Origin of the sequence: Paenibacillus aurantius (assembly GCF_032268605.1) — a bacterium.
GTDB classification, from domain to species: domain Bacteria; phylum Bacillota; class Bacilli; order Paenibacillales; family NBRC-103111; genus Paenibacillus_AO; species Paenibacillus_AO aurantius.
Genome location: NZ_CP130318.1, coordinates 1,163,463 through 1,188,333, shown reverse-complemented (window position 1 = coordinate 1,188,333; position 24,871 = coordinate 1,163,463). Strand labels below are relative to the sequence as shown.

20 protein-coding genes and 1 pseudogene are annotated in these 24,871 nt (G+C 53.7%); 4 read left to right on the top strand and 17 right to left on the bottom strand.

Annotated features, from left to right (window positions below; all coding sequences use genetic code 11):
• Positions 1-9 precede the first annotated feature (9 nt).
• Positions 10-984 carry an ABC transporter permease gene (locus MJA45_RS05825; RefSeq protein ID WP_315606326.1) on the bottom strand — a complete coding sequence of 325 codons (975 nt, stop codon included), beginning with the start codon at positions 982-984 and terminating at the stop codon, positions 10-12.
• 174 nt (positions 985-1,158) lie between these two features.
• Between MJA45_RS05825 and MJA45_RS05820 the strand changes: the two genes are divergently transcribed.
• A complete protein-coding gene (locus MJA45_RS05820) occupies positions 1,159-2,175 on the top strand; it encodes a Gfo/Idh/MocA family protein (protein WP_315606325.1) in 1,017 nt (338 codons plus the stop codon).
• 69 nt (positions 2,176-2,244) lie between these two features.
• Here the strand turns inward: MJA45_RS05820 and MJA45_RS05815 are convergent, their stop codons facing one another.
• The 6 genes from MJA45_RS05815 to MJA45_RS05790 all read right to left on the bottom strand — a co-directional run bounded on the left by MJA45_RS05815 (position 2,245) and on the right by MJA45_RS05790 (position 8,709).
• The gene (locus MJA45_RS05815) at positions 2,245-2,961 is read right to left on the bottom strand and encodes a creatininase family protein (protein ID WP_315606324.1); all 717 of its coding nucleotides are present in this window, start codon (positions 2,959-2,961) and stop codon (positions 2,245-2,247) included.
• Positions 2,962-3,014: 53 nt separating this feature from the next.
• Positions 3,015-4,196, bottom strand: a complete 1,182-nt coding sequence (locus tag MJA45_RS05810) for a M20 metallopeptidase family protein (protein WP_315606323.1) — start codon at positions 4,194-4,196, stop codon at positions 3,015-3,017.
• A 240-nt stretch (positions 4,197-4,436) separates the two neighbouring features.
• Complete coding sequence (locus MJA45_RS05805; protein WP_315606322.1) at positions 4,437-4,916, bottom strand: carboxymuconolactone decarboxylase family protein; 480 nt, start codon at positions 4,914-4,916, stop codon at positions 4,437-4,439.
• A 78-nt stretch (positions 4,917-4,994) separates the two neighbouring features.
• Complete coding sequence (locus tag MJA45_RS05800; RefSeq protein WP_407083110.1) at positions 4,995-6,110, bottom strand: GerAB/ArcD/ProY family transporter; 1,116 nt, start codon at positions 6,108-6,110, stop codon at positions 4,995-4,997.
• Entirely contained in the window at positions 6,107-7,264 is a 1,158-nt protein-coding gene (locus MJA45_RS05795; protein WP_315606320.1) for a Ger(x)C family spore germination protein, read from the bottom strand. Before MJA45_RS05795 ends, MJA45_RS05800 begins: the two co-directional genes overlap by 4 nt.
• Positions 7,261-8,709 carry a spore germination protein gene (locus tag MJA45_RS05790; protein WP_315606319.1) on the bottom strand — a complete coding sequence of 483 codons (1,449 nt, stop codon included), beginning with the start codon at positions 8,707-8,709 and terminating at the stop codon, positions 7,261-7,263. Before MJA45_RS05790 ends, MJA45_RS05795 begins: the two co-directional genes overlap by 4 nt.
• Between MJA45_RS05790 and MJA45_RS05785 the strand changes: the two genes are divergently transcribed.
• Complete coding sequence (locus MJA45_RS05785; RefSeq protein ID WP_315608129.1) at positions 8,699-8,887, top strand: hypothetical protein; 189 nt, start codon at positions 8,699-8,701, stop codon at positions 8,885-8,887. The two genes, MJA45_RS05790 and MJA45_RS05785, sit on opposite strands and share 11 nt — an antisense overlap.
• Positions 8,862-9,722, top strand: a complete 861-nt coding sequence (locus tag MJA45_RS05780) for an RNA polymerase sigma-70 factor (RefSeq protein WP_315606318.1) — start codon at positions 8,862-8,864, stop codon at positions 9,720-9,722. The genes MJA45_RS05785 and MJA45_RS05780 overlap by 26 nt, the downstream gene beginning before the upstream one ends.
• A 3-nt stretch (positions 9,723-9,725) precedes the next feature.
• Here MJA45_RS05780 and yunB read toward each other — a convergent pair whose 3' ends face one another.
• Together yunB and rpoD are read right to left on the bottom strand one after the other, a co-directional pair.
• Positions 9,726-10,532: a sporulation protein YunB gene (gene yunB, locus MJA45_RS05775; protein WP_315606317.1), complete on the bottom strand. Its 807-nt coding sequence runs from the start codon at positions 10,530-10,532 to the stop codon at positions 9,726-9,728.
• A 164-nt stretch (positions 10,533-10,696) separates the two neighbouring features.
• Positions 10,697-11,524, bottom strand: a pseudogene (rpoD, locus tag MJA45_RS05770) (RNA polymerase sigma factor RpoD); the annotation flags it as partial.
• Between the two features lie 519 nt (positions 11,525-12,043).
• Between rpoD and MJA45_RS05765 the strand changes: the two are divergent.
• Positions 12,044-12,601, top strand: coding sequence for a CBO0543 family protein (locus MJA45_RS05765; protein ID WP_315606316.1), 558 nt, complete (start codon positions 12,044-12,046; stop codon positions 12,599-12,601).
• Between the two features lie 102 nt (positions 12,602-12,703).
• On the opposite strand, the gene MJA45_RS05760 is transcribed toward MJA45_RS05765, so the two are convergent.
• The 8 genes from MJA45_RS05760 to MJA45_RS05725 all read right to left on the bottom strand — a co-directional run bounded on the left by MJA45_RS05760 (position 12,704) and on the right by MJA45_RS05725 (position 24,865).
• Entirely contained in the window at positions 12,704-14,920 is a 2,217-nt protein-coding gene (locus tag MJA45_RS05760; protein ID WP_315606315.1) for a heavy metal translocating P-type ATPase, read from the bottom strand.
• A gap of 235 nt (positions 14,921-15,155) precedes the next feature.
• On the bottom strand, positions 15,156-16,211 hold the full coding sequence (locus MJA45_RS05755; protein ID WP_315606314.1) for an alpha/beta hydrolase family protein: 1,056 nt from the start codon (positions 16,209-16,211) through the stop codon (positions 15,156-15,158).
• A 92-nt stretch (positions 16,212-16,303) separates the two neighbouring features.
• The gene (locus MJA45_RS05750) at positions 16,304-17,173 is read right to left on the bottom strand and encodes a carbohydrate ABC transporter permease (RefSeq protein ID WP_315606313.1); all 870 of its coding nucleotides are present in this window, start codon (positions 17,171-17,173) and stop codon (positions 16,304-16,306) included.
• Positions 17,167-18,084: an ABC transporter permease gene (locus MJA45_RS05745; RefSeq protein ID WP_315606312.1), complete on the bottom strand. Its 918-nt coding sequence runs from the start codon at positions 18,082-18,084 to the stop codon at positions 17,167-17,169. Before MJA45_RS05745 ends, MJA45_RS05750 begins: the two co-directional genes overlap by 7 nt.
• A 61-nt stretch (positions 18,085-18,145) precedes the next feature.
• Positions 18,146-19,621, bottom strand: a complete 1,476-nt coding sequence (locus tag MJA45_RS05740) for an extracellular solute-binding protein (protein WP_315606311.1) — start codon at positions 19,619-19,621, stop codon at positions 18,146-18,148.
• Between the two features lie 291 nt (positions 19,622-19,912).
• Positions 19,913-22,129 (bottom strand): helix-turn-helix domain-containing protein, encoded by a 2,217-nt coding sequence (locus MJA45_RS05735; protein WP_315606310.1) that lies wholly within the window; start codon positions 22,127-22,129, stop codon positions 19,913-19,915.
• 58 nt (positions 22,130-22,187) lie between these two features.
• Positions 22,188-22,553, bottom strand: coding sequence for an ArsR/SmtB family transcription factor (locus tag MJA45_RS05730; protein WP_315606309.1), 366 nt, complete (start codon positions 22,551-22,553; stop codon positions 22,188-22,190).
• A 50-nt stretch (positions 22,554-22,603) separates the two neighbouring features.
• On the bottom strand, positions 22,604-24,865 hold the full coding sequence (locus MJA45_RS05725; protein ID WP_315606308.1) for an ATP-dependent helicase: 2,262 nt from the start codon (positions 24,863-24,865) through the stop codon (positions 22,604-22,606).
• Between the last annotated feature and the right edge of the window lie 6 nt (positions 24,866-24,871).

Here is a 24,871-nt window from a genome sequence, read left to right as displayed (position 1 = left end):
CTCCAATCTTTAAAAGAGGTTGGCTTGGTATCTGCGGGCGATCGCATTGACGATCAGGACCAAGGTAAGGCTGACGACCGAGTTGAAGATCCCGACTGCCGTACCGAAGGAAAAGTCGCCTTCGTTAAGCCCCAGCCGTAACGCGAGGATCGAGATCACCTCGGAATATTCCGCATTGATGACGTTCCCGAGCAGGAACTGCGATTCGAAGCCGCCGGTCATCAGGTTGCCGATGGACAGGATCAATAGCAGGATCACGGTAGGCATAATGCAGGGAATGATAATGTACTTCACGCGCTGCCAACGGCTTGCTCCATCCACCTGCGCCGCATCGTATAAGCTCGGGTCGATTCCCGCGATGGCCGCCAGATAGATGATCGCCCCCCAGCCGAAGCCTTTCCAGGAGAGAATAATCGTATGCAGCACCCAAAACCATGTCGCTTTCCCGAAGAAGAAGATCCCTTCTTCCGCCCAACCCCACTTGATGAGCAATTCATTGACGAGGCCGTTGTCCGGGGACAACAGCATGACGAATATATTCGCCACGACGACCATGGAAACGAAGTGAGGCAGATACGTCATCGTCTGGACGATGCGGACGAATGTTTTGCTCCTCAGTTCGCTCAGCACGACGGCTAGTCCTATGGAGGATAAAGTTCCTACTAATAGCTGCATGGTGTTCATGGCAAAGTTGTTGCGGAGAGCCTTGATAAAATCGTCATGTCCGAGCAAAGTTCGGAAATGCTCCAATCCTACCCATTTAGCTTCCCACAGGCTTTGTCCGATATTATAGTCCTTGAACGCCATCAGCCATCCCCACAGGGGGACGAACTGGAACAGCGCAAGGTGCAGCATGATCGGAACGGACATCCACAGCAGGATATGCTGTTTCCTTACCCGTTTCCAGAACCGAGATCCCCGCACCGCTGTTATATTCGTGCTGGGCCTCATCGTTTCCATGTCCGTCATGGTATTTGTCTTCACTTCCGATTCGCCTCCGTCCTGTTTGTCATCATTATATCTCCTCCCCACGCCCACTTTGTACCTCTCAAAGTTATTCTTTACTGGGTGATTATTAAACTTTGCCGTTTTCCGCTTACGCAAAGGATTACAGAACAAACCGGGATCCGTATAATACGGGTAAAGGGGGGCGAGCTAATGAAAGCGGGAAGGTTTGGAATTATCGGCTGCCAGCATCCGCATATCGGAAATTTTATTAGCGGGATGCTGAAGCTGGGGTATACTTGCGCAGGCATTTATGAGCAGGAAAATGGGGAGCTTGCCGGAAAGCTGTCGGAGACTTATGGGGTACCGCTTGTATCCGACCCTGAATCTCTGCTATCCTCACCGGAGGTTGAAGTGATCGGATGTGCTTCGATCAACGCGGAGAAGATCGATGTCATCGAGTGGTGTGAGAAGCACGGCAAGCACGTAATGGTCGACAAGCCGGTCGTGACGACCGACGAAGGCCTTTCCCGGCTGAAGGGCGTCATGGATCGGGGGCGCATCCAGATCGGCATGCTGGTCGCGGGCCGTTTCAGTCCGCTCCTATATTCCCTGAAGAAGCGGATTGACGCGGGGGAGCTGGGCCGTCTTCTCTCGATTACAACGCGCAAGCCCCACCGCCTCCATCCCGCCAGCCGTCCGGCCTGGCATTTTTCCAAAGAACGGAACGGCGGCATTATCATCGATCTGCTCATTCACGACATGGATTTGCTTCGTTATTTGACGGGCAGGGAGATTTCGGATCTGGAAGGCTTTATCGCGAAAAACGGGTTTCCGGAGTACCCGGATTTTTACGATTCGGCCGGGGTTCAGGTGTATATGGAGGGTGGTATTGCCGCCCAGTTGTATGCCGACTGGTATACAGCCGGCAGCAGCTGGACATGGGGCGACTGCCGAATTTTCGTAACCGGCACCAAGGGGAGTGCGGAGCTTAGGCTTTCGGGTGACCCGCTTATAGCGAAGGAAGGGTTGCTGCTGCTGGTGACGGATACGCAGGCTCTGCACAGGGTCGTGCCCGAATCGCCGCCCGTCACGATCCTGGAGGATTTTATGGGCAGGCTTCAAGGACATCCCGCCTTACAGACGCATGAGGATATTCTCAAAGCCTCCCAAGCCGTTATTCGTGCGGATCGGCAGGCCAAAGTCATCAACCGTACGGCACCGCTTTAAAGCATATGGCTTACCCAACAAAGTTACCGGATAAGGCACTAGGATGATCCCGGGCAACGTCGGGGGGAATCACCGTTTGGCTGTTATTCTTTTACGTTCGCTTTCGATCTTGTCCAAAAAGTCTACCGCACAGTCCACCGTCAAATCGAGCAAGCGGCGGCCTTTGTCCGCTGTCGCTTCTTGCGGAAAGCCCCAGTATCCGTCTGCTGTCATTTCCGTCACGTCGAAATAATCCATAAAATCCTGCGGCACCGCGGTAGGCTCCTCCTCCGGAATGATATCTTTAACATGTTCCGGGCAAAGATAGAGCATAAGGGACGTTTCCTTCTCTCCGGCATGCAGGTCGCCCTGCACATGCTTGGCAATCTCATGCAGCCGGTTCAACGCGATAGTGGACGGGATCAGGATCAACTCCATCTCTTCGCCTCTCTCCCGGAAATCCCGGTTAAGCTGGCGGATCGTGGGCTTCAGGATCCAGTTGCCGCCGTGTCCGCTGAAGAGGACCAACCGCTTAAAGCCCGTATACCGGAGCGATTCCGCTATGTCCCGGATAACCAACGCTAAGGTATCCGCTTTCAGATACACCGTTCCCTTGCTCTCTCTATGCTCGATCGATGAGGAAATGCTCACGCAGGGCAAGAGATAAGCATCCAGCCTTTCCGCCAGGCGGGACGCGATTTCCTCTGCAATGATCGCATCGGTCCCCACCGGCAGATGGCTGCCGTGCTGCTCGATCGCCCCAACCGGCAGCACCGCCGTAAAGCACTCTTTCGTTTGAAAATCCATTCTGGTGCTGAACATATTCAACATTTTGTAACCCCTCCCTTTTCCAAAGGAACTTATGGATGCGCCTCCAAGTAATTTATCGCTATCGCGGCAAGCAGGGCCGAACCGAACGGCATGGCGCTTTCATCAAGATCAAATAACGGATGATGCAGGGGATAGGCGGTCTCTTCCCCGCCGCAGACGCCCAAACGAAACATAACGGATGGCACTTGCTGCGCGACAAAGGCAAAGTCTTCCCCTCCCATGGTAGGGTTAATCAAATCCCAGCTTTCCGAACCCATGACCTGCCCGGCTGTTCTGGTAAAAAGCTCGTACATGGAATCATCATTCACCACGATCGGATAACCCTCCCGCAGCTCAAGCTCGTATCCGGCACCGAACGCTTCCGTAACTCCCTTGACAATGGCTTCAACCTTTACCCTCATCTGCTCCCGGAGCTTGGGGTTCAGCGTCCGGACGGTGCCGAGAAGCTCAACCTCCGACGCTATGGCATTTACCGCATGCCCGCCGTTAATCTTGCCGATCGTGACCACGGCCGAATCGAGCGGGTCCACCTGCCGGCTGACAATTTGCTGAAGCGCGGTAATCACTTGAGCCGCGATCGGAATCGAATCTACCGTATGATGGGGACCCGCCGCATGTCCGCCTTTTCCGATAATTTTGATCCGGAGGGAGTCGGTGGCCGCCCAAGCCGGTCCCTTGGAGACGGTTATTTTGCCGACGGGGCAAAAAGGCGAGACGTGAAGCGCAGCGGCCGCATCGACCTTCGGATCCTGCAGGACACCGTCCTCCACCATCGCTTTCGCTCCAGCTCCTCCTTCTTCGGCAGGCTGAAACATAAACTTGACATTGCCTCTCGGCAAGCCCCTCTCCGCCAGGAGCTTGGCCGCCCCCATCAGCATAGCCGTATGGGCATCGTGTCCGCAAAGATGCGCTTTTCCCTGTACGGTCGAACGATAAAGCACCGGTTTGCCGTCGGGGATCGGCAAGGCATCCATATCCGCCCGCAGCAGGAAGGTGGGTCCCGGTTCCTGACCGCGCAAAAGTCCGACTACCCCCGTCTTCCCGATTCCCGTACGGGTCTCCAAGCCCAAGCTTCGGAGGTGATCGACGACAATGCCTGCAGTCCGATGCTCCTCATAACCCAATTCCGGATTACGGTGAAAATCCCTTCTCCACTCCGTCAGCTGCCCGAGCCAGGATCTAGACGTTTCCAACAAGCGGTTATTATCCAACGCAGTTCCTCCTTCATTCTTTCCCCATCGCTGAGATTCCTTATAAATGCGGATTACGCCTCCAACTTATCATATATTGTAATAGTTAACTATGTTTTCTAATTGACCAGCGTAAGGATTTAACTTGCGTACCCGTGGGACCCGGATCCCGGGAGCAAAAAAAGTATGAATATAAAAACACAAAACCCGGCTAATAAACGCCGGGTTTTGTTAGGAAGATGCCATTTGCAGGTAGAGAAATCAACTCAGACCCGCTTTCGTTAATCCAAATGCCGCATCAGCAGAACCCGGCACCGTCTGGAAGGCGACGTTAACGCGGTTCCAGGCATTGATCGCCATGATGGAGAAGGTCAAATCCGAAATTTCTTTCTCCGACAACTCCCTGCGAACACGATCATAAAGGTCATCGGACACCCCATGCTCGGGTATTTTTGTCAAGATCTCGGTCCATTCCAACGCGGCTCGTTCCCGCGGGCTAAACAGAGGCGATTCCCGCCAAATCGAGATATGGTAGAGGCGCAGCTCGCTCTCCCCATGGATCTTGGCCTCTTTCACGTGCATATCCAGGCAGAATCCGCACCCGTTGATCTGCGATGCCCGGATATGAACAAGAAGACGAATCTTCTCCTCTATCGCACTATTCTTCTCGGCGCTGCTGAATTCCATCAGCTTCTTAAAAAATTCCGGGGATTGCTGCATATAATTTAGACGTTGTGTCATGAACCGCACCTCTTTGTACTAGGATAAGGCGTTTGGCCTTTCAAAGATATAACGACGCTCCGATGGATTCTGTGACAATCACGCTCTACGGTGTTTCTTTATGCTGCCGATTATCCATAAAATCAAAGGGATCCCTATGTAGACAACCGGGTAGAAGAAGCCGATAAGCAGCATGTTCTTGAGCGTATTGGAAATCCGGATGTTGTGCGGGCTGTAGATGACGAACGCCAGCCAGATGACCGCTATGATGCAGCCGATCAGCTTCCAATTTTTGAAGCCGGTCCACTCGGATAACCCGTAACTTAGGATAAACAAGCATACCGATACTTTTATAAAGGCCCCGAAAATCCAAAGCGGAATGTAAAAAGCATCGATATTCTGAACGAAATTCAGGATGGATACAAACTTCGTCATGGAATACACGGGGTAGACCATTTCAGCGGCAAGATTCGGTCCGGTAACAAAAAGAACAACCAGTGTGGCCAATACGCCCCACCCCATCGCAACCGCCGTTCCCCATAGGATCGCACGCGAGACCGTTTGCTTGTTCTCGGCGAAAAAGAACAGCATGAGAATGATCGAAGGATCGACCATATAATTAAACGATCGAAAAGCGCCCTCCAGAATAGAAAACCACCCGGAGTCGGCATAAACAGGCAAAATCCTCTTCATATCCATGTCTTGAGGATTCAGAAACAGCTGCACATACAGCACGGTCACGAAAAAGGGGCCGATGATTTCCGCGCAGCGGCTGATGGCCGTAATTCCCCCTTTATACACCGCATAAGCAACGAGAACGATCAAACAGAATAAGATGACGAACATTGGCGTGTTATGAAGGATAACCAAATTATGGAAATCCGCTGTTCCTTTTGCTAAAAAGGACATTTGCATGAACCAATGCAGAAAATACACGGTGACGATGATTTTGCCGAGCAAGGTTCCCAATAGATCCTTCATGAAACCGACTAACGTTTTTTCCTTGTTCTGCTTGCATACCCGGAGAATGAGCCAGGTAACGGCCATCATGATCATGCTCCCCAGCAGAATGGAAATCCAACTATCCTGGTGAGCTTTCTCAGCGGCTAATTTGATGGGAAGATAGGAAAACATGATCATGGAGGAGATGCTAATCATCCAGAACATCTGATAACCGCTTACTTTCACCCGGCATCCCTTCCTCTCCGTATTCATTTCAAAGGTGCGCCGCTCACTCCGGTGGATCGGAGCAGAATATCCGCTTTGACGCTAACGTCTATATTCTTAAATTTTTCATCCCAATCGTCTTCCTGGGATTTCCACCAATAAGGGTTTTGGCGATGAAGGTACTCGCCGATGCCGAATACATCTGGCCCCCACCGCTGGACTTTATCTATCGTACCCTGCAATTCCTTTTGGATTTGCTCGTTAATTCCCTTCTGAAGCTCGACCATGTTATCGGCCTCGGACATGTCCCGTTGGGATGAATTTTCCAGAAGGTAAGCCTGCGCCTTCACGGTTAAAACGATGCGTTTCGGATCCTGGCCGGCAGCGGAGGAAATCCGGCGGTGAAGTTGGGTTAAACGCAGCGATACTATGCCATTTTTCCATGGGACCGTTGCCCCATGATAGGTGCCTTTTCCCATCATCCAGAGGGCTCCGGAGCCTTCCTCGACATCCAATAATCCTTTGATTTTAAGATTATGGTCCAAAACGGCGAAACCGGATAAGAGGGCAGTCGGATCGGTTTTTTTAGGGCTCCTCTTCAAACTTTCGATTTGGAGGACCGGGATCAGAGGCCGGCTCCCTTTCAAGAAGCTATCGATAAGGAATTGCCTCGAGGAGAACCCGCTCATCCCGTTAATCTGCAGCTCTTTTGCAGCGCCTATGCTGGAGAGAGATTCTATGGGATGCTTAAGCATGATGAACTCCTTGGCGCTGCTTCCTTTAATCAGGACGATGATGTCCCTCAGATTGTTGGCAGGATCCCGGAACAGTTTATCGAACAGTTTTCTTACGTCGTTCCGCCGGAAATACTCTTCGCTGATCGCGATTATGCTGCGATGGTTCGTAATCAATCGGCGGGACATTTTAAACTGGATTTTCTGAGTGGCTTGGAAAACATCCTGGCCTGTGGCGGACATGACGAGAAAAGGATTCGAATTGCCGGAGCCTCCTCCCTTAGACGGGCCTTCCAGCTGAGAAGGGATAACGATCTGATGGCTGACTTCAATCATCCCGTCCTCGCCATGATCAATCGCCGTCCCCAAGACGCCAGCCAGTTGATTCGGTTCGACAAAATCCGTGCAGCCGGAGGAAATAAGCGCAAGGGTAAGAGAGACGCAAGCCAGGAGGACGAATCGGATCATGTCTGACGCTCTTTCTTATTCCGGCCATTCTTGATCCAGAAGGGATAGCGGATGATCAGGTCTCTAAACCGTTTGCCGTCGAACGGGGCTATCGGGCTCATAAACGGCTTACCGAAGGATTCGAGCATGACGAGGTGAATCATTAAGAAGATCATGCCTAACGCAAAGCCCATGAAGCCGAGCAGGGCCGAAATGAACAGCAGAAGGTACCGGATGATTCGAAAGGGAAGGGCAGCGCTATATCTCGGGATCGTGTAAGCCGCGATGCCCGTTAAGGATATGACGATGATGATCGGCGTCGATATGATGCCGGCTTCGACGGCGGCTTGTCCGATTATCAGCGCTCCAATGATGCTGACGACCGAACCGAGCTGAGTGGGAAGATGAACGCCGGCTTCTTGCAAACCGTCGAATATGATCATCATTAGAAAGACTTCGATTACGGTCGGAAACGGCGAGCTTTGCCTCGCGGCCGCGATACTGAGCATGAGCGTGCTGGGGATCATCTCCGGATGGAAGGTCGTCAGTGCTACGTACAAAGCAGGCAGGGAGAAAGAGATGAAGGTCATCAGGTATCGGATGAACCGGGTTAAAATGACGAATACAAATCTCTCGAAATAGTCGTCCGCCGATTGAAGACCTGACCAGAAGGTAATGGGAAGAATAAGGGCAAAGGGGGTTCCGTTCGTAAGGAGAGCGACTTTTCCCTCTAGTAAACAGGCGGTCACGATATCCGGACGTTCGGTATTCTGGATTTGCGAGAAGATGGAGAAAGGGCGGTTCTCGAGCCATTCTTCGATATAGGCGGAATCGATGACACCGTCTAATTCGATCTCGCCGAGCTTTTTCCTTACTTCCGATAATACTTTCTCGTCCGCAAGGCCCTGCATGTAAGTAAGAACCACTTCGGTCTGCGTGTATTTGCCTATCGTATAAGACTCCATCTTTAGATGCGGGTGAAGGATCCTTCGTCTAATGAGCGACGTATTCGTCCGGATATTCTCGACGAAACCTTCCTTGGATCCGCGCAAGGTCGATTCTTTTTTCGGTTCTTCGATGCTTCTCTTCTCATAGCCTTGGACCTGCAGGAGGAGCGCAGAAGCTTCGCCATCTACCAATATTCCCAAACTTCCTTGCAGGATATGATGGACCAGGTCTTCGAGGGATTCATCCTTTTTTACATTCGTTAAAGGAAGCCATTCGCGGCTGAACATCCCGGCAAGAGACTGCATTCGGTCCAGGCCCTGCGGTAACCCGCTATAAAGAAGCGGTTTAAGAATGTTGCTCTCTACGCTTTGCAGTTGAGTCATTCCATCAAGATAGACAATCAACAATAGGGTTTCATCCTCTAAAATAAAAGAGCGGAATACCACGTCCGAGCAACTTTCGAATTGGTTTCGGAGATAGGCTTCATTAGCTTTAATACTCGTGCTTATGGAACTCATGGATGGTCACCCCCTTGGTGGATATTATGAACGGTGCGGGGGGATCTTATCCTATGCGGTTTTTGCTTGTCCTTGTCACAAAACCGTCCCTATTCTCGTTTTATTACTAGCGGAAATTGGCGAAAAATTAAAAAAAGAATGGAAGGGAATAGATGCAGGAGCTGTATACGAAGTATAAGAGGCTGTTGTTCAAGCTCGCCTATCAACTGACCGGATCGGTATCGGATGCGGAGGATGTTGTTCAGGATGTATTTCTAAAGGTCTACGACGTGCCGGAAGATAAATTGGCTGAACCGAAAGCTTATCTGTGTAAAATGGTCACGAACCGCTGCCGGGATTTATACAAATCGGCGCGTAAGAGGCGGGAGGAATATTTTGGGGAATGGCTTCCGGAGCCCTTCTTAAGTTCGAATGAGGATTCGATGGAATCGGTCGTCCGGGACGATCTCTTGTCTTATGCCATGATCGCTCTCTTAGAGCGGCTGACCCCATCGGAACGGGCCGTTTTTGTTCTTCGTGAGGCGTTGGGTTTTGATTATCAGGAGATCGCCACACTCGTTGAGAAAAGCGAAGCGAATTGCCGCAAGCTCTTCAGCCGTGCGCATGCCAAGATGGGGCTTACCTCCGAGGATCTGGTTCATCGGGAGTCAGCTGACTATGAGTGGGTCTATGGCTTCTTAGCCGCACTCAAACAAGGGAACATGAATCAACTCTTATCCATGCTTGATCAGGAGGTTATACTAGTCTCCGATGGAGGAGGCAAAGTCCAAGCCGCCATCAATCCGATCATAACGCCGGATCGTGTGGCACGGTTTCTTCTTGGTCCGATCCGCCAGGTTTCTACCACGGATGAAGCTGCGGTTAAAGTCGTTGAAATAAATGGGCAACCCGGAATTATTCTTTCATCCCGTAAGGGCGTTGATTCGGTGTTGATGCTTCATGTCGAGGGCCATTTGATTCGTAACTTATACATTGTCCGAAACCCCGATAAACTGAGTCATGTCATCAAATAAAATTTATTTCCCGGCTTTATCCGAAGCGCCGCTGCCCGTTACGCCCGACCCGGTCATGGTGGATGGACCGGAGCTTCCTCCCTGGGCCGCCCCGGGGCCCACGCTGAGATTCGGCAGCGAGACGTTCGGAGGCAGCGTCCCTCCTACGGGATTGCCTTTGTTGTCCATGTAGTACATTGGGGTATCCCCGACGACGAGCACGTACGAGATGGGAAGCTCGGTCTCGACGATCTCCGGCTCCGCATCGAATGGGATGATGATCGTAACCTCCGCGATGATCCGGATGTATACCTCCACCAGCACCATGTTGATTCCTACATTTTGCGAGCGCGTGTTAAGATCGACCTTGGCCGCCCCGGCCGGCACCAGCCGGATTGGAATATCCGGCCCGAACGAGGCGAGAATGGCGCTGTTCATCGCCTGCCCCAAGGGAATGTGCTCAGGCATGGCTTTGAGGTTGGCCAGCGTGCTGTTGACGCGGTTAACCGTATCGGCTGTTATCTTCACATGCTCGGCATAATTCAGCATGAAGCCGGCCGTCTTGCCGGCATTGTCCGTTCTCCACTCGATGAGCTTGTCGAATTGGGTTCCCTGGGCAATATGATCCGTAATGGCCGAGTTGATCGATTGGGTGGCGAGCTGCTTCAGCCGGATTTTGGCCAGGTTCATGAGCGGCGGCTTCAGGTTCTTCTCGATGTAGATGAAGGATTGAAGCGACACCAGCAGAAGGATCACCAGCGTGATGAAAATATTCCGCTTTATGCTTTTGGAGCGCGGCCGGCTTTTCCACCTCCGCTTGACCAGTGTCATGAACGGCCTCCCTCCTTGGCTCGCCGATGGGCACCATCGTCCTCTTGATCACTTTATGCTTGCCCCGCCCAAAAAAGACGGCCCTTCGCTCCTCACCCGTTGCCGGTGCAGCAAAAAGAGACGTCCCTACGGACGCCTCTCTTCCCCACTCTCAAGCTTGTGGCTTATTCCAGAAAGTCCCGGATCTGCTTGCTGCGGCTCGGATGCCGGAGCTTCCGCAAAGCCTTCGCTTCAATCTGGCGGATTCTCTCCCGCGTGACACCGAACACCTTGCCTACTTCCTCCAGCGTCCGGGCTCTTCCATCGTTCAAGCCGTAGCGGAGACGGAGAACGTTCTCCTCCCGCTCGGTCAGCGTATCCAGCACATCCTCCAGCTGCTCCTTGAGCTGGCTCGATACGGCCATATCCGCCGGGGCCGACACTTCCTGGTCCTCGATAAAATCGCCCAGAAGCGAATCCGGCTCTTCGCCGACCGGAGTGTGCAGCGACACCGGCTCCATGACCAGCTTCATGAGCTCCCGCACCTTATCCGGCCCGGTCTCCATGGCGGCGGCAATCTCCTCGACACTTGGCTCCCTGCCGAGGTCCTGGTGAAGCTGGCGGGAAACGCGCGAGAACTTGTTGACCGTCTCCACCATGTGGACGGGGAGCCGGATGGTCCGGGCCTGATCCGCAATGGCGCGGGTAATGGCCTGGCGGATCCACCAGGTGGCATAGGTGCTGAACTTGAAGCCTTTGTCGGGGTCGAATTTATCGACGGCCCTCATCAGCCCCATGTTGCCCTCCTGAATGAGGTCCAGAAGCAGCATTCCCCTGCCCACATAGCGGCGGGCAATGCTGACGACCAGCCGGAGGTTGGCTTCCGCCAGCCGGTTTTTGGCCGCCTCGTCCCCCTGCTGAACCCGGGTCGCGAGCTCCAGCTCTTCTTCAGCTGAAAGCAGCTGCACCCGGCCAATCTCCTTCAAATATAGACGAACGGGGTCGTCTACCTTAAGATCCTTAAAGGAAGGCAAGTCCTGCTCCTCTTGGTTATCGAAAGAGCTGACGGAACGCGGGGCTTCCTCTCCCCGTACATCCCGTTCCCGATCGGTTTCCGTTTCCATTCTTCCGACCTCCCTTAAGTTGGTTTCCGTTAGAATAGCCTAGTTGACATCCACCCGCCATTATGATATAATTAATTATGTATGAATCATTATGGATAAGATGAACGTGACAGCTTTTATCTTATCATTTTCTTCGCCATTCTGCAACTCCTTTCCTGCTTTTTATTCCTCTATCTTTTTAACCATTTGACCTTCCTATGCTCACCCTCTAGCAGCCTGCCTGCTCGGGTGGGCTTTTTTGATAGGCTCCGTGCTCCGTTCAAGCTAGGCCAGAATCAGCAAAGCCGAGACGCCCGCCTACGGCGGAGCGCTCCTTTCACCTGAAGCATCTCTCCTCCGCCGAGCCATCCGGTTAGGAAGAAGCGGGAACGGGAAGCCTGTAGATATATGCTTGGGGAGGGGTAAGCCATGCCGCTTCAGAACCCGGACAAGATCGAGAAAATCGGAGGATTCTTCAAGAAAGTCTCCGCCACCAACCGGGAATATATCGAATACTGGACTCACGAGACTCTCTTTAAGTGGGATTTCTGGCTGTCGTGGAGCTTTGCCCTGATCCCTTGGGCACTCTGGTTCCGCTTCCGCAAAAAGGACAGCACTGGAAGACTTCTGCTTGGCGGCTTTATGGCTCTGATCATTTCCTCCTGGTTTGATTTTATCGGAGTGGAATACGGACTTTGGTACTATACGGGACTTGCCATTCCCACCATCCCTAGCTACGTCCCTTGGGATTTCTGCCTGATTCCGGTCATGATCATGTTCTTCATGCAGGTCAAGCCTGATTCTTCCCCTCTTCTGAAGGCCGTCCTTTTCGCGGGAATCAGCGCCTTTGCCGGGGAGGCTTTATTCCAATGGCTCGGCTTCTACCAGCCTCTCCACTGGCGGAGCTGGTGGTCCTTCTTCATTTACATTCTTCTTTACGGGGTCTGCCACAGGATTACCCGGCTGCGCACGTTCGAGAAGCTTTAGATACAGCCCAATAAAAATAGGAATGGCCCCCTAGTGCCTTATCCGTAAATAAAGTTACTGGATAAGGCACTGGACCATTCCCGTTGGCCTTCCGGCACTCGGTTAGACTTCTTTCCCCGTTTCCTTCAGTATGCGCATGGCGTTCAAGACGGCCAGCAGCGTAACGCCGACATCCGAGAAGACGGCCTCCCACATGGTGGCGAACCCCAACGCCCCCAGCAGCAGGAAAATCCCCTTCACCCCTAAAGCGAACCCGATATTTTGCCATACGATCCGCCGCGTCTTCCGGGCGATGCGAAGGGCGGCGAGCAGCTTCGACGGCTCGTCGGTCATCAGGACGATATCCGCGGCTTCGATGGCGGCATCCGAGCCGAGCCCTCCCATGGCGACGCCGATATCCGCCCTCGCCAGAACGGGAGTATCGTTAATCCCGTCGCCGACAAAGATCACTTTGTCCTTCCCGGATTTCTGCTTATCCAGCTTCTCGATTTCCTCCACCTTATGTTGGGGGAGCAGCTCGGCATGGACTTCGTCCAGCCCGAGCCGGCGGCCCACCGCCTCTGCCGTGGCCCGGGCATCGCCGGTCAGCATAACCGTCCGGCGAATGCCGTAACGCTTGAGAGCCCGGATGGCTTCCGCCGCATTCTCCTTCACTTCATCCGAAATGACGATATACCCGGCGTAAGCTTGATCGATGGCCACGTGAACCAAGGTTCCGGTATCTTCCGGGGGCGCAAAGGCAACGCCTTCTCTTTCCATCAGCTTCGCGTTGCCGGCGAGCACCTCTTTTCCGCCTACGCTTACCTGAATCCCGTGTCCCGGGATTTCGTTATACCCGCTCATCCGGTTCCCGTCCAAAGCTTTGCCGTAAGCTTGGCGGATCGATTCCGCAATAGGATGGGTCGAGTGGGCCTCCGCGTAAGCGGCGTATTCGAGGAGCTCCTCCGGGGAGAAGGATCCGGACGGCTTAAGGGCCGTCACTTGAAAGACCCCTTTGGTAAGCGTCCCCGTCTTGTCAAAGACGACGTAAGCCGCGTCGTTCAACGCTTCGAGATAGCTGCCGCCCTTCACAAGCACCCCTGCCCGGGAAGCGGCTCCGATTCCGCCGAAAAATCCGAGAGGAATGGAAATAACCAAGGCGCACGGACAAGAAATAACGAGAAAGATCAAGGCCCGGTAAAGCCAGTCGCCAAAGGTCGCTCCTTCCACCAGCAGGGGAGGAAGCACAGCGAGCAGCACGGCGATCCCGACCACCGCGGGCGTGTAGGTACGGGCAAACCGGGTGATGAAATTCTCCGTAGGGGCTTTCCGGCTGCTGGCCTCGCGGACCAACTCGAGAATTTTGGAAACGGTCGATTCCCCGTACCCCTTCGTGACCTCTACGGTCAAGAGCCCGTTCTTGTTGATGGACCCGCTCAGCACCGGATCGCCTTCCGCTACCTCCCTCGGCACGGATTCGCCCGTCAGGGCGGACGTATCCAGCTGGGAGCTTCCCTCCCGCACGATGCCGTCAAGCGGCACCTTCTCACCCGGCTTGATGAGCAGGCGGTCTCCGATCTGAACCTGCTCGGGTTTTACACGCTTCGTTTCACTGCCGGCAAGCAGATTGGCATAGTCCGGACGGATGTCCATCAAGGACTGAATCGACCGGCGGGACCGGTTAACGGCCAGTCCCTGGAACCATTCGCCCGCCTGGTAGAACAGCATAACGGCTACCCCTTCGGCGTACTGCCCGATGGCAAAGGCCCCGATCGTCGCGAGAGCCATCAGGAAATTCTCATCAAACACCTGACCCCTCACCAGGTTGCGGACCGCCTGCAGGACAACCGTTCCCCCAACCGTGACATAGGCGAGCAGGAACAGGCCGAGCTCCGGCAGCCCGGAGACCGGAGCGAACACCCCAACTGCGGTGAGGATCAGGCCAATCGCGATCCGAATCAGCAGCACCCGGCTGCCGCCGGCTCCGTGATCGTGGGAATGCCCATGCTCTCCGTGGTCATGCGAACGCCCCTCTTCCTCCCGGGCATGGGCATGACCGGCGTGATCAGCGTGGCCATGCTCATCCCGGCCCGCTTTCTGTACCCGGATGTGAGGCTCCAGGGAGCGGATCTTCCGGACGGCTTCCTCCCGAACGGCATCCTCCTGTCCCGCCGGGCTTTCCAGTCTCATCGTGCGGGACAGGAAATCGACGGAGCAGGAGGTCACCCCCGGGATGCCGCTCACTCCCCTTTCCAGCTTCTGCGCACAGTTGGCGCAGTCCAAGCCCAGGAGAAGAAGCTCCTGCTTATGCGTTTGCTGCTGCCCGTTCGAACGGCTCATGCTTGTCATCCCCTTAACAAATGAGCATTTATTCATATATTTGGTATCCCCATTATATTCAACCCGGAAAAGGAATGTCAATGTGACCGGCCCGGCCCAACGAAAAAAAGGCCCCTTAACCTGGGGGAAGCCACCCAGCAGATTGGGGCCGATTGCTAAGAACGCAGCGGGGAACGAGCGACTCTGTGCAGCGGAATTTGGAGATTTCCGTACTGAGGAGCAGTCAGGAACCAGGTTAAGCATCCCGGTTCCCCTTCAGCCAATGATCCAAAAACCGGTAAGCCAGCAGGCGAATCTCTTCCGGAAAGTCATGGCTTCCCGATCCCAGAATCGACCGGAACCGCTCCTCCCGACCCAACCAGCGATACAGCTTCGAAAGCTCCAGCATCCCTTCTCCAACGGCTTTCCAGTGAGGGAAGATGTGGTCCTCCTGTCCGGCGTAGTGAAAGGACGGCACGGGCGCGCACAGAGCAACAATTTCATGAAATTCGAACGGGACGCGGTCCACATGCAAATCCGCCGCAATTTTGGGAATATGCGTATAGGGATAAGCCCGGTACGTCCAATGATCGGGCTCCGGATCATTCGTAAACGGGCTGAAGCCGCAGCTGGATACAACGGCTCGGACCCGCCGGTCCATGCCCGCGAGGAAATACGAGTTATAGCCGCCGAACGAATGTCCGATGGCCCCGATCGCCTTAGGATTCACGTAATCGAGGGAGCACAAGACGTCCAGACCCTGCATATGGTCCGAGATGTTTTTGGCGACAATGGTCCATTCCGGGTATTGCTCATAAAAAGGACCGGTGTGAAAAGCGGGATACCCGGGGGAGATCCGTTCGCCGGCAGTCAGGGCATCCGGAGCGAGCACCACGTAGCCGCGCTGCACCAATTCGAGCGCATACCTCCGGTTTTCCCTTCCCGTCGGCAAGGCAATGTCGTCTTTCCCCTGATCAATCGTGGGATGAAGAGCGAGGACGGCGGGATAGCCGTCTGCCATGGTGGTACCTGCGGGACGGGTAGCCTCCAACTTGTCCGGAAGGAGGAGATACGCCGTTATCCGATCCCCGAGGGCGGCGCTGTAGGAGATATGAAGCTGGGTATAGCCGGCCCGTTTGCTGCTGGAATGCACCCGCAGATCGACAGCCGGTCTTGCCGGCAGCCCGCCGATATAATCGAGCCATACCGCACGAATATGCGACAGCTTTTCGCTCCACTGTTCTTCCTTCTCGATCCCCTGCAAAAGTGGCGGAAGGCCGGACCGGTTCAATTCCGATAAAACATAAGCCATCTGATATTCCTTCTTTCCGGAACAGGGCAGGGCTTTCTCCAATCCGCCATGGCCTTTTGAAGAATGCCTTGTCCCTTATTTGTCTTTCAGGATCAGCCCTTCACCGAGCCAATTAAGGCTCCCTGCTCAAAATGCTTTTGAATAAACGGATAGACGATGATGACCGGAAGGCAGCCGAGTAGAATGACAGCGTATTTCAAGGATTCCAGCATGACCTTGGGTCCAAATCCGGAAGCCTCCAGTACATCCCCCGCTTGCCCCACGACGACCAGATTGCGGAGCATGAGCTGCAGCGGAAACAGGCTTTCGTCCCGGAGCAGCACCAGGGCGCCGGAAAAATTGTTCCAGATATCCACGACATAAAACAATCCGATCGTCAGCAGCACCGGCTTGGAAAGCGGGATCACAATGGACGTCAGCACCCGGAAATCCGATAAGCCGTCGATCCGCCCCGACTCCTCCACTTCTTTCGGCAGGCCTTGGAAGAACGTCCTCATGATGATCAAATAGTAGGTGTTCAGCGCATTGGGCAGCACAATGGCCCAGATCGTATTGAGGATCCCGTACGCTTTCATCACCAGGTAGAAGGGGATCAATCCGCCGAAAAACATAATCGTAAATACGATGAACAGCATGAACGGCGTGCGGAAAATAAGATTGGGGCGCGACAACGAATAAGCTCCCATGATGGTAATCGACATGGAAATGCAGGTGCCCAGGACGACGTAAAATATGGTGTTCCGGTAACCGGTCCACAGCCTCTTATCGCTGAACACGGCATTCACCGCATCCCATTGCAGCCCTTTCGGCCAAATGCTGACTTCGTTGCGTACGACGTATTGCGGCGAACTAAGCGCCACCGACGCCATATGGACGAAGGGAAACAGACAAGCTATGGCGACGAGCAGCAGCAGCAGAAAGTTGACGACATCGAAAATTCCAATCCCTCGGAGTCTTACCATAAGCTGGTTTCCCCCAATCTCCGGCTGATTTTGTTGGACCCGTAGATGAACAGCATCGTCACGACGGCGATGGACAGATCAATGGCAGCGGCGTAGCTGAAGCTTCCGCTCAAGATGCCGATCCGGTACACATAAGTCGAAATGATGTCGGACGTATCCCGGTTCGCCGCATTGCCGAGCAGGAAAGCCTTGTCGAGCTCCACGGAGACGATCCCGCCGATATGCAGAATAAACATGATCACCGTGGTGGGAATAAGACCGGGGATCGTCACGTGCAGCGTTTGCCTCCATCTATTCGCACCGTCGATTTTGGCGGCTTCGTACAGCTGGGTATCGATGGAGGCGAGCGCGGCGAGGAAAATAATCGTGCCGTACCCGGCGTACTGCCATATATCCGAGCCGATATAGATCGTTCGAAACCAGGCCGCGTCCTGCAGAAATAAAACAGGTTTAAAGCCGAGCGATTGGATCGCCTTGTTGATCCAGCCGGTGCTCGGCGACAAGAGCATGAGCATGAGGCTGGAAACGACGACGCTGGATAGGAAATAGGGCATGTAACTAACGGTCTGGACGAACCTTCTGAACCTTTTCCAGCGCATTTCATGAAACAGGATCGCCAAGATGATCGGCGCCGGGAACGAAAAGATAAAACGGTACAACCCGAGCAGGAGCGTATTGCGGATGATGATCCAGGCGTCCGGATTATGGACAAACGTCCGGTAATGCTTAAGCCCGACCCACGGGCTGTGCCACACGCCTTTGAACAGATTGTAATCCATGAAGGAAACCACGATTCCGAACATGGGGACGTATCGGAAGAGGATGAAATAAAGCAGCGCGGGAGCGAGCAGCAGCAGATAGACCCTGTCCCGCTTTACCCCTCGTAGAACCGATGAGCGTTTCAAATCCACATCTCCTTCCGGAAAAAATCCGGGCCCTGCGCGCTTACGCTGAACAAGGCCCGAGCTTTCCTTATTTCGTATTGGCGTTTTGGCGGTCAAGCGCCTTTTGGTAGGTGGTCATGATGTTTGACAGGCCGTGGCTTTTCAGTTCGCCCACAAATTTATCCCAGTCGGCCATCGGTCTGCCGCCGTTGATGAACTTGCTCACTTCGCCTGTCCAGAACTTCCAAATCTGGTCGTTGTCCGGCGAGACCGCAGCCGTTTCGTTCGGTGTCAGGGACGGCCTCGTATAAGCGACGGGGAACCGGTATTTCGGAGCTTCGACGTACGCCTCCCTTTCGCTTTCCTTGACCAGCGACAGCCAGGCATTGAAGTCGAACAAGCCGTAAGTGGCAGCCGTTTGAATGCCGGAAACGATGCGGAGATCGTTCGGTTCCTTATAAGTGCTGTTGAATACACGTTTGCCGTTGACGACGGAATAGGTTTCGCCTTCCTTACCCCAGCTTTGAATATCCTTGCCTTTTTCCGAGAACAGGTAATCCAGAAGGCGGAAGGCGGCATCCTTGTTTTTCGAGGTCGAAGCGACCGCCAGGCCGTAGCCCTCCTGGCCGGCTTTAGGCAGATAAGGCTTGCTGCCGCTGCCAATGGGAGGAACCATGAATTTAAGATGACCCTCCGGCATCTGGTTGTTCATGATTTCCAGCTGCCCGATAAACTGAACGGTGACGAAGGACTTGTTCGTCGTAATGAACTGCGTCCACGCCTTATAGTCCATCGTAAGCCAGTCCGGAGGCATCAAGCCTTCTTCCTGGAATTTGTGCAGCCAGTCCACCAGCATCTTGGCCCCCGGTTCCTGCAAGCCGAATTTCACTTTGGCCGGATCGGCCGGGTCCGGGTAAACCTCCGGATAGAAGCCGAAAGTCGGCCCAAACGTATTCAGCGTGTCCATTCCATGGCGGAAAACAAACGGATAGCTGCCCGGGTACAAGGCCTTGAGCTTCTTGGCCGTCTCATAAAGATCCTCCCATGTTTTGGGAGGCGTCAGGTTGTTTTTCTGGAAAATATCGTCGCGGTAGAACCAGATCATCTGGCTGCCTTCCCCCGCACCGGAATTATAGAGGTTGAAGATCTCCCCTGTCGGGGCCGTGACCCGGGCCTTCTCTTCGGGATTTTTGTCCAGGAACGCCTTCACGTTCGGCATCTTGCTCATATTCTTGGACAGGTCCTCGAATGCCCCCTGAGGGCCGAACTTCTGAACATCACTCTGGAAAACGGAGATCATATCGGGCATATCTCCGGAGGAGATGGCAAGCGCCAGCGACTCGGGGCCCGTTTGCAATTCCTGCTTCACCTTGATGTTCGTTTGTTCCTCCACCCATTTCCACACGCCCCAGTCAGCCTTCGGCGGCCAGGAGGTGTTGTTTTCCGTCAAGATGCGGAGGGTGGCGGGAGGCGCGCTCTTTGGTGTGGCGCTTGCGTCGGCCGACGGGCCGGGAGACGAACTGGTCGAAGACTCCTCATTTTTGCTGCATGCGCTTACAAGCAAAACAATAGAAATCGCTGTAAGCCATGCCAACTTGCCTCTTTTCATGTCGTTACCCCATCCTTTGTTGTGTATTTAAGGGAAGATGCACCACTCAAGCCCGAAGCCTCTCCCTCGCCTGGTTTTCATTGTAACCAGCTTGCCCACGGCGGGAAATAAGCCGTTGTTTTTATTAGTGGTCTGTTTTTCGGATACCTGAAAATCGTATTACCAATATGGAAAACAGCCCATACCCTTTCCCTGATAAGCAAAAAAGACGGCAGAGCCCGCACCAATCGGCGCGTCTGCCGTCGTTTACCTTTCGGGATCGGCCTGTCTGCTTTTCCGGTAATCGCTCGGTCGGAGTCCCGTAAATCTCTTGAACATCCGATTAAAGGAAGTGATGTTGCGGTACCCTACCGCCTCCGCCACCTCCTGGATCTTTAACCTGCTGTCCAAGAGGAGGGAGGCGGCTTTTTGGGTCCGGGTTTCGTTGACATAGTCCACGATGTTCATGCCCGTTTTTTCCTTAAAGTAAGTGGACAGATACCCGCTGCTGAGATTCAGCTTCTCGGCCAGCGAATCCAAAGAGATCTCTTCCGCCAAGTGGTCGCGGACATAATCCATGACGAAACTAGTGACCGCGTCCTTTCGTTCCGTTTTCTCTTCGATCGCCTCGCAGGTTACCATCAGCCATTCGAGAATCAGCCGCTCCAATTCCGTTTCCGTGACGCAGTGGCTGATCTTTTCTTCCGCGTCGGCCAGAATGCCGTTCACCTTAGACTCGCTGATCTTCGAGGAAGACGCCACTTGGCGAATCCGGTCTGCCATCGATTCGGCAAACCGCTGCCAAGCCGCCGCAGGCATCTCCTTGCCGCGCCAGGAGGAGAAAATCCCTCCGATCAGAAGCTGCAGGGATTCCCGATTCCCCTCCTTCAGATTCGCCCGGAAGTGAATATCCTGTTCCGGCGTCATGCCCAAAGCCGTCGGCGCCTGCGAACTCGAAGCGATGATCTGCGTTTCATCGATCAGTTGGCGTTCCCCCACCCGCTCCAGTACCTCTTTGTAAGCCTCGTTAACTTGGCGGTAATGCTCAAACACGGAAGTGACCGTGATCGTGATGATGCCGGTGTCCCTGTCCTGATCGAACACCGCCTTCATTTCGCCGAGCAAGCCCTCCAGCTCCTCCGTCCGATGGAGGAACACCAGACTTAGAATCTGGTTATATTCGAGCTGGAACGTGAGAGCGTCCGGGAATGGCCGGCTCAGCTTGTCTTCAATGAACACCCTGATGTAGTACATCCACCTCTGGAACAAGCCGGGCGAGCGCAGCGCATCCTTCCTTTCCACCACATGAAAAAGCAGGAAAACAAAAGGCCTGTCCGAAAAAACAAGCTTGGCGGCGTCGTTCTCGTTAACGCGGATGTCCTTTAACAGATGGATAACCGACCACTGCTTCTGCAGCCTTTTCTTGTCGACCAGCTGCCGGCCGATCATATCGAATTCTTCGATATTGGAACGGAAAGAATCCGCATCCCCGGCCCCGCGAATCGAATCGATCAACTTCTTGAACGGATTGTGGATTCGCGCCGCCAGGAGAAGGGAGATCAAGACGCTGAATACGACCACAACCGCGATCACGATAACCATCGCCAAATTAAGCCGCGTCTGATTCGCCATCACCGTCTCGGGTACCCGGGTTAGGTACGTCATCCCGCTGGCCGCCGCCGTCATGTGGAAGTGGTATTGACCGTCCCGGACGAACTCGCTTCCTTCATGGGATTTCAAACTATCAAAAGGTAGAACATCCGCGAATGCCGACCGCCGGTAGATGGTCTGACCGTCCCCATCGTAGATCGTGAAATCCTCGTTGATCGACTGGTGGAAAGCCTCGTACATTTTGCTGGCGTTCAGGAAGACCACCATATAAAAATCATGATTGTCCACCCGTTTGAACACGAGCGGGATCAGCTCTCCGGTATCGGATTGCCGGCTTCTGAAAATGCCGGTATAGAAGGAAGCGGCGGGAAACAAGCGGTTGGTGTAGGCAGCGTCAAACTGCTTGTTCCAGAAATCAAGGGGGTATGGCTCGCTCGTCAGAAAGACGGTAAACATCGTCTCCGCTTTCGTACTTGTGTCCTTCTCCAGCACGAAACGATTCTTGGAATAAAAGACGATGTTCTCAATGAACAAGTTGGGATTGGCTACCCAAGACTGAATGTCCTTCATCACGTCGGCAAAGCTGGTATAGCGGGAATCGCGTTCCAATTGCTGTACCCTGTCGCTGAAATAGAACAGGTACATCTGCCTCTTGATCATTTCCAAATGTTTCTCATAATTCTCTGTTGTATTATGGAGCATCAGCGAATTGTATTTAACGATTTCATGCCTCACGCTGCTTTTAGATACGGAAACGGCATACGAAGTCAGGGAAACGAGCAGGACAATGATAAAAAAGAAGCTCAAAACCAATCTCATAAACAGCGTGTTCGACTTGGCCCGCAGGAAACGCAAGGATCGTATTCCGTTCATGCTCATATCCCCCAACGAAAGCTGTAAAGATTGATTATCGTGTTCTATTTACGCCGCCTTATGGATGGGAAATATGCTGGTACGTTTGCAGAAAGATCTGCTCCACGTGTTCGTCCTCCAGGGAATAATAGACCGTTTTCCCTTCCTTGCGCCGTTTAACGATCCGCAAATTCCGCAAATAGCGAAGCTGGTGGGAGATCGCCGACTGCCCCATATCGAGCACACGGGAGAGATCATGAACGCACAGCTCCTTCTGGGCGAGCGCATAGATCATTTTGACACGGGTAGGGTCTCCGAGAGCCTTGAACAATTGGGCCATTTCCTCGGCTGTCCCGTTGTCCACGAGCGATGCCTTGATCCGTTCGCTTTCCTGGCCGGAGCCTTCACAGGTCTTCTCGCATTCTTCCCGTTCGGTCTGTACCATAAGTCGCCCCTCCCTTCCTCTTCATAGGAAACCCATTTTATCCGATCATATCAAAAACCTTCCGGAAATTGAAGCCCTTCCCGGTCGCCGTCCGGCTCCAGCAGCCCCTTCTCCAGGCAGATCGCAACAGCCAGTGTCTTGACGCTTTTCCCGAATTGGATATGAATCTGTTCGTCGTTAAGCTGAACAATCGTGCCACGTCCGAACACCCGGTGCTTAACCGCCATCCCCGGGCCTAGCTCCTCCCTCTTTCGAATGGCGTTAGGGTTATGCGGGATCTGGGCCTTCGTCACGTTTCGACTTCCAGCCATTTTGCCGTTTGCGGACAAATCCGAGCCCACCGAACTGGGGATTGGATTCGGTTTTGGCGGATAAACAAGATCCCGGACCTCCGTAACAAAGACGGATTCCTTGACCTCTTTCCCGTCTCTTTTTCGGTACCCGATCAGCTCCAGGTGCTTCCTCGCCCGTGTCATCCCCACATAGAACAGGCGGGTGGCTTCCTCCATAAGGTCGGCACTTCCCTTGTCATCGGAGGAGGGAACCGTCCCATCCACCAGGTCGATCATATAGACCCGCTGGAATTCAAGCCCCTTGGAGCTGTGAAAGGTAGAGAGCGTTACCGCATTCTGGCCTTTGCGGCCCCTCGCCGTCTTCACTGCCGCTTCCAGATGCTTCAGCCGATCGGCAAAGTCCTCCATCGTAGGCAGGGTATCGGCGATCTCCTCCAGCGTGTTAAGGATTCCGATCAAATACTCTTTCCGGAAGCCGAGCCTCTCGCATATTTTCTCCAGCGCCTTCTCGTAGCCTAACCGGGACCGGATGACCCGGATGGCATGGCGCGGCGGCATACCGTTCATTTCCCTAAACGTTTCTTTGCAGGCTTGCAGCTGCTTGATCTGGTAGTCCTGCAAGGGGACATAATTCAGGAGATTATCAAACACCGATTCCTTGTTATCGATCCCTTTGACAGCGGCCATCTGCTGCTTGCTTAGATACCCGTTCATTTTCAAATGGATTTTCTCGACCAGCTCAGGACGCTTATCGGTAAAGGTTATCCGCATAAAATTCAGAATATCCTCCACGACCCAGTGGGAGAAGAACCGGTTGTCGGCATCCTTCAAATAAAAGGGAATGCCCGCCCGGTCAAATTCGTTGAGTAAAGCGATCGAGGAGGAGTGGTTGCGGTACAGAACCGCCGCTTCCGATAACTGCTCGAGCTTTTGAATTTCCCGGACCAGGTATTTGGCCTGGTAGACATAATCGGCAAAGGACTTGAGCTTAATCGGCTGATCCGGCGGATTATGGGTAAACATGTTCTTGCCGTACCGTTGTTTGTTCCTCTTGATAAACTGATTGGCCGCCACCACAATCTCCCGGGAGGACCGGTAATTCTGCTCCATGTACAAGACGGCGGCATCCGGATAAGCTTGCCTGAAGTTCAGAAGGTAGGACGGCTCCGCCCCGCGCCAGCTGTAGATGGACTGGTCGTCATCCGCCACCACGCAGAGATTCCGATGCTCCCGCACCAGCTTCTCGATAATGGCATGCTGAACGAGGGAAGTATCCTGGCTCTCGTCCGTCAGGACGTAATCAAACCGCCCTTGATCCCTCCGTAGAAGCTCCCGGTCCCCTGCCAGAGCCTGCTCCGCTATCGTCAGCATATCGTCATAATCGATTAGCAGCTTTCGGTGCCCCGACCGCTTGTATTCCTCATACGCCTGCAAAATGTTAACGGCCTGAGGAACTTCCGTTTTAATCGTTGACCAACGGTCAGGAGGTATCATTTTATTTTTTATAAAGCTGATGTAGGTGGTCAGCTCCTCCATCTGGTCATCGGTTATCGTTTCTCCGACAAGGGAATGGAACAAATGGCGCAGAATGATTCTCTTATGCAGCGGAAGCTCGCTTGAATCGAATGTCTCCTGCTCTCCCTTTTCCAGGTCGCCTTCAATGATTTGATAAGAAGTCCCCGTTCTCCTAAAATGATTCCTAACCACCTCGAAGGCATAGCTGTGAATCGTGGAGAAATCCACGGGCGGAAGGTGGGGAAAAAACCGCTTGAAGCGCTCTTTCATATCGTTCGCCGAAGCGCGGCTGAACGTAACCGCCTTGATTCTCGTGGGATTTACGCCTTTCTCTTCGATCAGATAGCCGATCCGCATAATAATCGTCGTCGTCTTGCCCGACCCCGGGGACGCCAGCAAGAGCAGAGGGCCTTCCGTCAGGAGTACCGCCTTCTTCTGCACCTCGTTTAACGTAACGCCGAGCTCGTTCGTCTTGCTTGTAAAGAAATCTTCCTTAAGCTTCATACCTAT

Bases quoted from the DNA above. Each gene is read 5' to 3' on its own strand.
- MJA45_RS05820 (WP_315606325.1), top strand. From the start codon at position 1,159: ATGAAAGCGGGAAGGTTTGGAATTATCGGCTGCCAGCATCCGCATATC.
- MJA45_RS05815 (WP_315606324.1), bottom strand. From the start codon at position 2,961: ATGGATTTTCAAACGAAAGAGTGCTTTACGGCGGTGCTGCCGGTTGGG.
- MJA45_RS05805 (WP_315606322.1), bottom strand. From the start codon at position 4,916: ATGACACAACGTCTAAATTATATGCAGCAATCCCCGGAATTTTTTAAG.
- MJA45_RS05800 (WP_407083110.1), bottom strand. From the start codon at position 6,110: ATGAATACGGAGAGGAAGGGATGCCGGGTGAAAGTAAGCGGTTATCAG.
- MJA45_RS05795 (WP_315606320.1), bottom strand. From the start codon at position 7,264: ATGATCCGATTCGTCCTCCTGGCTTGCGTCTCTCTTACCCTTGCGCTT.
- MJA45_RS05785 (WP_315608129.1), top strand. From the start codon at position 8,699: ATGGAACTCATGGATGGTCACCCCCTTGGTGGATATTATGAACGGTGC.
- MJA45_RS05790 (WP_315606319.1), bottom strand. From the start codon at position 8,709: ATGAGTTCCATAAGCACGAGTATTAAAGCTAATGAAGCCTATCTCCGA.
- MJA45_RS05780 (WP_315606318.1), top strand. From the start codon at position 8,862: ATGCAGGAGCTGTATACGAAGTATAAGAGGCTGTTGTTCAAGCTCGCC.
- yunB (WP_315606317.1), bottom strand. From the start codon at position 10,532: ATGACACTGGTCAAGCGGAGGTGGAAAAGCCGGCCGCGCTCCAAAAGC.
- MJA45_RS05765 (WP_315606316.1), top strand. From the start codon at position 12,044: ATGCCGCTTCAGAACCCGGACAAGATCGAGAAAATCGGAGGATTCTTC.
- MJA45_RS05760 (WP_315606315.1), bottom strand. From the start codon at position 14,920: ATGAGCCGTTCGAACGGGCAGCAGCAAACGCATAAGCAGGAGCTTCTT.
- MJA45_RS05755 (WP_315606314.1), bottom strand. From the start codon at position 16,211: ATGGCTTATGTTTTATCGGAATTGAACCGGTCCGGCCTTCCGCCACTT.
- MJA45_RS05750 (WP_315606313.1), bottom strand. From the start codon at position 17,173: ATGGTAAGACTCCGAGGGATTGGAATTTTCGATGTCGTCAACTTTCTG.
- MJA45_RS05735 (WP_315606310.1), bottom strand. From the start codon at position 22,129: ATGAACGGAATACGATCCTTGCGTTTCCTGCGGGCCAAGTCGAACACG.
- MJA45_RS05730 (WP_315606309.1), bottom strand. From the start codon at position 22,553: ATGGTACAGACCGAACGGGAAGAATGCGAGAAGACCTGTGAAGGCTCC.
- MJA45_RS05725 (WP_315606308.1), bottom strand. From the start codon at position 24,865: ATGAAGCTTAAGGAAGATTTCTTTACAAGCAAGACGAACGAGCTCGGC.